Origin of the sequence: Streptomyces rhizosphaerihabitans, from assembly GCF_025399795.1 — a bacterium.
Taxonomy (GTDB): Bacteria; Actinomycetota; Actinomycetes; order Streptomycetales; family Streptomycetaceae; genus Streptomyces; species Streptomyces rhizosphaerihabitans.
In genome coordinates this window covers 121,876-130,294 of sequence record NZ_JAODTZ010000027.1, presented here as the reverse complement: position 1 = coordinate 130,294, position 8,419 = coordinate 121,876, and the positions used below count along the sequence as shown (strand labels likewise).

4 protein-coding genes and 1 pseudogene are annotated in these 8,419 nt (G+C 68.4%); 3 read left to right on the top strand and 2 right to left on the bottom strand.

Annotated elements, in window-relative coordinates; genetic code table 11:
- Positions 1-123: 123 nt before the first annotated feature.
- The gene (locus N4G66_RS25810; protein WP_261706576.1) at positions 124-603 is read right to left on the bottom strand and encodes a hypothetical protein; all 480 of its coding nucleotides are present in this window, start codon (positions 601-603) and stop codon (positions 124-126) included.
- Between the two features lie 713 nt (positions 604-1,316).
- Here N4G66_RS25810 and N4G66_RS25805 point away from each other — a divergent pair.
- The gene (locus tag N4G66_RS25805) at positions 1,317-2,546 is read left to right on the top strand and encodes a PP2C family protein-serine/threonine phosphatase (RefSeq protein ID WP_261706575.1); all 1,230 of its coding nucleotides are present in this window, start codon (positions 1,317-1,319) and stop codon (positions 2,544-2,546) included.
- 278 nt (positions 2,547-2,824) lie between these two features.
- Here the strand turns inward: N4G66_RS25805 and N4G66_RS25800 are convergent.
- Positions 2,825-2,969, bottom strand: a pseudogene (locus tag N4G66_RS25800) (dsRBD fold-containing protein); the annotation flags it as partial.
- A gap of 417 nt (positions 2,970-3,386) precedes the next feature.
- Here N4G66_RS25800 and N4G66_RS25795 point away from each other — a divergent pair.
- Together N4G66_RS25795 and N4G66_RS25790 are read left to right on the top strand one after the other, a co-directional pair.
- Positions 3,387-7,121 carry a S8 family peptidase gene (locus tag N4G66_RS25795; protein WP_261706574.1) on the top strand — a complete coding sequence of 1,245 codons (3,735 nt, stop codon included), beginning with the start codon at positions 3,387-3,389 and terminating at the stop codon, positions 7,119-7,121.
- A 137-nt stretch (positions 7,122-7,258) separates the two neighbouring features.
- On the top strand, positions 7,259-8,371 hold the full coding sequence (locus N4G66_RS25790) for a transcriptional regulator TrmB (protein WP_261706573.1): 1,113 nt from the start codon (positions 7,259-7,261) through the stop codon (positions 8,369-8,371).
- Positions 8,372-8,419 lie beyond the last annotated feature (48 nt).

Sequence of the window (8,419 nt, the reverse complement as noted above, 5' to 3'; positions counted from 1 at the left end):
CTGAACCACGCCCGCTCCACGGTGTGTGGGTCGACGGCGGACGGGATGAGAGCTGGGGAAAGTGGTGGGTTGCTCTGCGTCCGAGCACGCCGGGCCTGGCCTCGGGGTGCAAACACGTCATCGCTACTCCACGCTGGGGATCACCCTATTTAGCGCCTCCCACAGCTCAAGGCGTCGGCTGTGGTCGATTAGGTTCTGCTGCCTGGCGTTCCAGGCGAGAACGATCCGGCCGAGCTGCATCGCGTCGCCGGTTTTCCTCATCTCAATCGCCCACCGCTCGGCGTCGCCCGCTCCCCAGAACTCGTAGATCGACACAGTGTCCGTGGTGATCAGCTGCAGGCAGTCGTCAGGGCTCGGCTTCTTGCCCGCGGCTTTGTCAGAGCAGGAGGCCGTGTCGTCAGTCGGGTTACCGAGGGTGGTGACGCCGATTTCGTCGGCGAGCTTGGCGGCGACCTGCCTGGCGTTGAGGGTGCCGGGCGCGACCCATATCTTGGTCGGAGAGTGCTTGGGCGCGACGGGTTCATCGGACGAGCCGGGGCTGGAGCAGGCGGTGAGCGCGAGCGCGGCGGCCGCTATGAGCACGGCAGTGGTACGGGTGCTCATGGTCCCCCCTTGAATGTGCGTGTCTGCCGGGCCATCATGCCGTCATCTCCGCGTGAAGGCTCTGTGTCCGGCCGCCCACATGGACAGTTCGCAGGTCAGAGCAGCGCTCCCTGCACCTCGCTCCTAAAACGGTGGTCGGCCAGCTGTACAGCAGCGAAGTACCGCAACCTCCGCGACCAGCCCCGAGCGCCATCGGCCCTGGGTAACCGTCTGACGTGCCCGGCAGACCCCAGTGACCGTCGTGCCCATAGTTCGCATCGAGGGGCCCGGCAATGCTCACCCAAACTGCCGTCCGCCCCTTGGAAGGCCGCCGTCACGGCAAGAAGAGCACCGGCTCGGAGTGCCGGAGCGTGCTCCTCTTGCTTATGCAGGGCGCCGCCACAGCGCGCGATTGCAGCCGCCCGCCTGCGGGAGCTCCCATGGCGAGGGGCGCCCGAAAAGTCACCCGCCCGAAGGGCGGACCTTCGTGCACTTCCTGCCCGACGCGGCATCACGGGATGGTGCGCATCAGTGCCGCTGTCGCTTGTCACTTATCGCGTGAGACAAGGCCGTACCGCGGGAACGCCTAACACAGGTTCTGACCTGCGAACCGACAAGCGACAAGACAAGTGACAAGTGACCATCTCTCGGCTCAGCCTCCCAGGTTCGGATCCTGGCGCCTCCACGCCAGCAGCAGAGTGGAGCCGGGAGCTTCCGCAAGGCAGGCTTGGGGCATGAAGTCGCTTTTGCGCTCACCGCCCGTGCCCGGGGCAGGCCGGCGTAGCCGGGTCCTCTTCACGCTGATGCAGTGCGTGCCCTTCTTGATCGCGCTGGCCGTGCTGGTCATCGAGCTCACGCCTGCGCACTTCATCTATACCGGGCCCTTCCTCACTGCGGTCCCGGCTTTGGCAGCAGTGACGATGGGGCCCAAGGGCACCACCGCGGCGGCGGCTCTCGCGCTGGCGATCAGCGTGACCACCGCGACCTACAACGGGGCATGGGGCACCCTTCAGGTCTATACCAATTTTCTGGCTCTGTCCCTGGTCTCCGTGGCTGGCTTCATTACTAGCAGCGCTGTGCAGACCCGCAGGCAGAGAGAGCTTGACCAGGTCCGCCGGATCGCCGTGGCGGCCCAGGAGGTCGTGCTGCGGCCCGTGCCCGCGCGACTGGGTCCAGTGCTCGCGGGCAGCCTGTCCCTTGCGGCGGGGACGGGGGCACAGGTGGGCGGTGATCTGTACGAGGCCGTGCAGACGCGATACGGCGTCCGGATGATCGTGGGGGACGTCCGCGGCAAGGGGCTGGTCGCGGTGCGAGCCGTCGCGGTGGCGTTGGGTGCGTTCCGGGAAGCCGTGCACTATGAGGATGAGCTGGTGGAGGTCATGAACCACTGCGCGGCCGCGCTGCGACGGGAAGGCGCCGTGCCAGGTGCGTATGACCAGGACGTTCTGCTGGAAGGGTTCGTCACGGCGCTCATCGCACAGGTGCCGGACGAACCCGTGGTGCAGCTGGTCAACCGTGGGCATCCACCGCCGCTGCTGCTGCACCAGGGCACGGCTACAACACTGATGTCGCCCTCGCCGTTGCCGCCTCTAGGCCTCGAAGACCTCGCCACCGACCTCTCCGCCAAGCCTGAGAGCTATCCGTTTGTTCCCGGTGACCGTCTGCTGCTGTACACCGACGGCGTGATCGAGGCCCGCAACCGCGACGGCGAATTCTTCGCTCTGCCGGAGGCCATGGAGGGGATAGACGCCAGCACCACCCCACCAGAATTTTTGGAGCAACTGCACCAGGTGTTGATCCGCCATAACGAGGGCGACTTGGCGGACGATGTCGCGATGATCCTCGCTGACCGGCTCGACGGCGAACTCGGGGGCCAAGGCGTTGCCAGCTCCATGCCGGAGCCACCTTCCGGTGGGGCGGACACCGAACCACAGTTCAAGGGTTGCCGTCCGCGCGGCCTGTAAAGCCGCTATGGCTCAGCAAGCCCTAAGCCGGGCCGTCTGTGGGCCGTCCGAGGGTGGCCGACAACGGCAGATGACGACAGGCGACGACAGCCCCGTCCCAGTTCAGGGGCGGCGCGTAGTGGACTTGCGCAGGTACCCATCGGCGAAGGTGAGTTAGAGGCTGATCAGAGCACGTACGAGGTGCTAGTGGTCAAGGGTCGCGCGGTCGTGGGCCTCGCGAGAGCTGAGACAACCGAGGTCAGACTAGGCAGCTCAGAGCCCGTCTCGCTGCGCAGAGGACCCGCGACCTCCTCGCCGACCCCTGGGCTGGTTCGAGTCGGAGGGGTGGCGGCTGGCGTACCCGTGGGCGCGCACCTCTCTTCCGTCGGGGAGCCGCAGAAGGGCGGCCGCACGGGTGCGGTGCTAGTCCTCCTGGAATTCCATCTCGACGTGCCTCGACGTGCCATCCGACCGTGGTCCGGGTCTCGCCGCTCGGCATCAGGTGCGTGTGCACGCGGAGCGTGCAGCCCGGGTCGTTGTGCCCGAGGTGCAGACTCGGCGCCTTGATGTTGTCCGACGTTCGCCCCGGCGTTCAGGAGGACCGAGGCGTGGAAGCGCCTCAGGGCGTGCGTCTCGTGCTCGCGTACCGCCGGCCCGTCTTCCAGTGAGGTCACGGCCGTCACGGGGTGGCGAACGGTCGGCAAGGCCTTCGCGTCGCAAACCGCTGGCTGAATGTCCGCGTCCGAAAAGTTCAACCTCGCCTGGATCTGCGCGGTTTGTGGCTGGCAAGTCCTTGCCATGGCGGGGACTTGCCGTCATCCGGCCTTCACGTCGGCGTGAACCGGCCGATAGACCCATGGCATGTCCTCCCCCTCTCAGTCCTCCGCCTTCCGGCGCAGGCGCCGGCGGCTTGTCTCCGCCGCCACCGCGTTGCCGCTGCTGGCGTTGGGGCTCGCACTTCTGCAAGCGCCCGCACAAGCCGCTCCGAGCAAGCCCTCGGTTCCCGCCAGGCCCTCGGCGACCCACAAGGTCACCCTGGTCACCGGCGACGTCGTCACCGTCACCACGATGGCCGACGGCAAGCAGACCGCCGACGTCCACCGTCCGGACAGCGCCGTCGGGGGCGTGAAGATCCAGGAGATCAAGGGCGACCTGTTCGTCATCCCGGACGAGGCGGCTCCGCTGCTGGGCACCGAGAAGCTGGACCGGCGGCTGTTCAACGTCACCGACCTGATCGAGATGGGCTACGACGACGCGAAGTCGGCCGCGGTGCCGTTGATCGCGGCGTACGCCCAGCCGAAGTCCCGCTCTGCCGTCGAGCCGACGGCCCCCCGTGGCAGCAAGCTGACCCGCAAACTCAAGGGCATCCACGGTGCCGCGCTGAGCACCGAGAAGCGACAGGCCCGTACCTTCTGGACCACTGTCGCGCCGCAAGGCAGCGCGAAGTTGGGCGCGGGTGTGTCGAAGCTGTGGCTCGACGGTCGCGTGAAGGCCAGCCTGAAGGAGAGCGTGCCGCTGATCGGCGCGCCCGAGGCCTGGAAGGACGGCTACACCGGCAAGGGCGTCAAGGTCGCGGTGCTCGACACCGGCATCGACGTCAACCACCCCGACTTCGCCGGCGTGATCGACGGCACGACCAGCTTCGTGCCTGGTGAGGGCGTCACCGACGTCAACGGGCACGGCACGCATGTGGCCAGCACGATCGTCGGTTCCGGCGCCGCCTCCGGCGGCGACAACAAGGGGGTCGCCCCCGGCGCCGACCTGTTCGTCGGCAAGGTGCTCGGCGGCGCGGAGGGCTCCGGCCAGGACTCCTGGGTCATGGCGGGCATGCAATGGGCCGCCGAGTCCGGTGCGGACGTCGTCAACATGAGCCTCGGCGACTCCTACCCGACGGACGGCAGCGACCCGATGTCGCAGACGGTCGACACGCTCTCCAAGCAGTACGGCACGCTGTTCGTCATCGCCGCCGGCAACGCGGGCCCGGAGAGCATCTCCGCCCCGGGTGCGGCCGCCTCGGCGTTGACCGTGGCGGCCACGGACAAGCAGGACCAGCTCGCGTCCTTCTCCAGCACCGGCCCGCTGGCCTACTCCGGCGGCATGAAGCCGGACATCGCGGCGCCCGGCGTGGACATCACCGCGGCCCGCTCGCAGGACATGACCGACGGTGGGGAGGGCCTGTACCGCACCCTCAGCGGCACATCCATGGCCACCCCGCACGTGGTCGGTGCGGCGGCGATCCTGGCCCAGCGGCACCCGGACTGGACCGGCGCGCAGCTCAAGGAACATTTGATGAGCACCGCGAAGGGCCTGGACGACGGGTACTCGCCGTACGAGGTCGGCACCGGCCGTGTCGACGTGGCCGCGGCCGTGCGCACCACTGTCCGCGGCACCGGATCGCTCTTTTTCGGCAACTACACATGGCCGCACGAGCCGAGCGACGTCGCCGTCACGAAGGACCTGACCTTCACCAACGCCGGTTCCACCGACGTCACACTGAAGCTGGCGCTGACCGACGACGGTGGCCCCTTCTCGCTGGGAGACACCACGGTGACCGTCCCGGCGGGCGGCACCGCCGCCGTCCCGGTGACCGGTGACCCGCAAGCCGCCTCGGCCGGCCGGCACGTCGGCTACGTGATAGGCACCGACGAGGCCACCGGGAAGCCGGTGACCCGCACGTCCGTGGCGCTGCTCAAGGAGGAGGAGCGCTACGACCTGAACATCAAGCTGGTCGGCCGGGACGGCAAGCCCGCTTCCGGCTGGGTCGGCATCAACCTGGCCGGCGACGTCTGGCCGTGGAACGTCTACGTCGACGGCTCGACCACCATGCGTATGGCACCCGGCCTGTACACCGTCGCGGGGTACATCGACGTGGCCGGCGAGAAGGCGGACCGCTCGGGTATGGCCGTGCTGGTCGACCCGGAGACCGTGCTCAAGGACGGCTCCATGGACGTGGTGCTGGACGCGAGCAAGGCACGCCTGCTGCAGACCGAGGCGCCGCAGCGCACCGAGGACCGCCAGCGCAAGGTCGACTTCAACGTCCACTACAAGGGCCTCGACCCGTACCTGGACTACCGCAGCGCGTACGTGCTGCCGCCGATGTACGACGACGTCTACGTCGCGCCGACGGAGCCAATGAAGCAGGGCGAGTTCATCCTGACCACCCGCTGGCGCAAGGGCGAGCCGCAGCTCAGCCTGAGCGCGTTGGGCGGTCGGCTCCGGTTTGACGCACTGGTGCAGGCGGGCAGCGCCCTGGGAACCGCCACAAACACGCTGGACGCCGTCTACGCGGGCGACGGCGCGACGGCCGCTTACGAGAAGGTCAGGGCCAGGGGCAAGGTCGTCGTCATCAAGCGCAGCGACGAGGTCTCGCCGCAGGAGCGCGCCGAAGCCGCGGCCGCGGCCGGTGCCAAGGTGCTGATCGTGGTCGACGACGGTGTCGGTGCCCTGCTGGAGTACGTCGGCGAATCGGCCATCCCGGTCGCCACTGTGCACCGCGACGCGGGCAAGACCCTCATCGCGATGGCCAAGGCCGGCAAGGTGAAGCTGACAGCGAAGCAGACCGAGTACACGCCGTTCGTCTACGACTTGACCCGGGACTACCCCGGCCGGGTGCCGGACCGTGCCCTGGTCTACAAGCCGACCCAGAGGGACCTCGCCCGGATCGATGCCCGCTACTACTCGGCCACGGATGACGGGTTGGCGGAAGGCTACCGGTCCGACTTCACCCTCAGCCCGTCGTTCAACCTCCCCGAGACCGAGTGGCACCCGGGCACCCGCACCGAATGGGTGACCCCGGGTCAGGACTGGCGGGAGTTCCACACACAGGGCGTCGACGGAGCTCTGCCGTGGACGATGGTGTCGGGCGACAACACGTATGCCAAGGGCAGCACCACCCGTCTGGACTGGTTCGCTCCGGCGACCCGGCCCGCCCAGAGCGAGTCCTTCGGCGTGTACAACTCCCGCTGGCAGAACTACATGACCTGGAACGTGCAGGCGTGGGCCTCCGCCAGCGAGACCATGCGGCTGGGCGGCTACCTGCCGTGGGGTGAGACGCCGTCCCACCTGCAGGTCTTCCAGGGCGACACGCTCATCCACGACAACCCGGTCAGCGGAGACATGCAGTGGGAGGAGGTGCCGGCGGGTAACCTGCCCTACCGCGCCGTCCTCGACGCTGAGCGGCCCGGCGACGTCTTCCGGCTGTCGACGCGCACCCACACCGAGTGGACGTTCCTGTCCGACACCGTCGACTCGGACTTCTTCGAGCCGTTCTCGGTGCTGAACCTGAACTACAAGCTGGAGTCGGACCTGCACGGTGACGTGAAGTCCCATGCGACCCAGCGGATCGCGCTCAAGCCGGTATCGATGGGCCTCGGCACCGTGCCGGGCAAGGTCACCACGGTGAAGCTGGACGTCTCGTACGACGACGGTGCCACCTGGCAGAAGGTGACCCTGGCCAAGGGCGCCGACGGCTACTGGAAGGGCTCGTTCAGGACGGCGAAGAAGCCCGGCGGCTTCATCTCGGTCCGCGCGAGCGCCGGGACGGACCGCGGCTTCAGTGTCAAGAACGAAATCATCCGGGCGTACGGCCTGCGATGAACCGCACTGTCGGGCCCCGGGGAGTCACCTCCCCGGGGCCCTTCCCGTCGCACCCGCTCCCAGCAGGCACTATTCAGAGTCTGCCGCCATGGCGCATACTCTCCCCGCTGCGGCAAATGGAAGAAGGTCGGTCGCCGATGCTGGACGTTCTGGGCCTCGAACCCGATGACGAGCGCGTCTACCGGGAGCTGCTGGGACGGCCCGGCTCCACCGCGATTCTGCTGTCGGATCTGCTCGTCGCACCACAGGCCCACGTCGACAAGGCCCTGTCCCGGCTGGTCGAGTGGGGGCTGGTGATCGGGTCGGCGGACAAGCAGTTCACCGCCGCGCCGCCGGCCATGGCGTTCGGCGCTCTCATCGCCCAGCGCCGAGAGGGGCTGCGGATGGCGGAGCAGGCACTGGTGACCCTCGCCGAGGAACACCGGGCGGCGATGACCGGGAACAGCATCAACGATCTGATCGAAGTCGTCACGGGCCGCGACGCCATCCGCCATCGCTTCCTCCAGGTGCAGCAGGCGGCCCGCACGCAGGTCCGCAGCTTCATCACCGCACCGTTCCTCGCCGTCCCGCCCGACGAGAACACGGCCGAACCCATGGCCATCGGCCGCGGCGTGCACTTCCGGGCAGTACTGGACCGGGCCGTGCTGGCAGAGCCGGGCATCATCACCGATGCGATCGATTCACTGCGCAACGGCGTGCAACTGCGTGTCACCGACCAACTGCCGATGAAACTCGTGCTGGCCGACACCGACCTCGGCCTGGTGCCGCTCGCGGTCACACCAGCCGGAGAGGCCGGCGCCGTGCTGCTGCACCGCAGCGGCCTGTTGGACGCGTTGGACGCGCTGTTCGAGACGGTTTGGCGCACTGCCCACCCGCTCGAGCTGTCGGGCACCGGTACAGAAGCCGAAACCACCGTGGAGCTCGGCGCGGAAGGCCCGACCGACCTCGACCGAAGGATCCTCGCGCTCCTGCTGGCCGGCCTGACCGACCAGACGACCGCTACACAGCTGGGCCTGTCACAGCGCACGCTGCACCGACGCCTGCGCCACCTCATGGACATGGCTGGGGTCCGTACCCGGATGCAGCTCGGCGGTCACGCCGTCCGACACGGCTGGGCAGCGCCACCGCTGCCGAGCCAGCAGGCGTCTTCTCCTGCGGCGGCGACGGCCAGTGACAGGTCGGCTACCGGCGCGGTCGGGGAAGCGCCAGGTCACAGCCCCCTGATGAGACTGGTTTCCCCGGAGGGCTAGCCGTCAGGCAAGATGCGGTGTTTCTGACTACCTGCCCGATGACATCGT

Coding starts and splice junctions, on each gene's coding strand:
- N4G66_RS25810 (WP_261706576.1), bottom strand. CDS start 603: ATGAGCACCCGTACCACTGCCGTGCTCATAGCGGCCGCCGCGCTCGCG.
- N4G66_RS25805 (WP_261706575.1), top strand. CDS start 1,317: ATGAAGTCGCTTTTGCGCTCACCGCCCGTGCCCGGGGCAGGCCGGCGT.
- N4G66_RS25795 (WP_261706574.1), top strand. CDS start 3,387: ATGTCCTCCCCCTCTCAGTCCTCCGCCTTCCGGCGCAGGCGCCGGCGG.
- N4G66_RS25790 (WP_261706573.1), top strand. CDS start 7,259: ATGCTGGACGTTCTGGGCCTCGAACCCGATGACGAGCGCGTCTACCGG.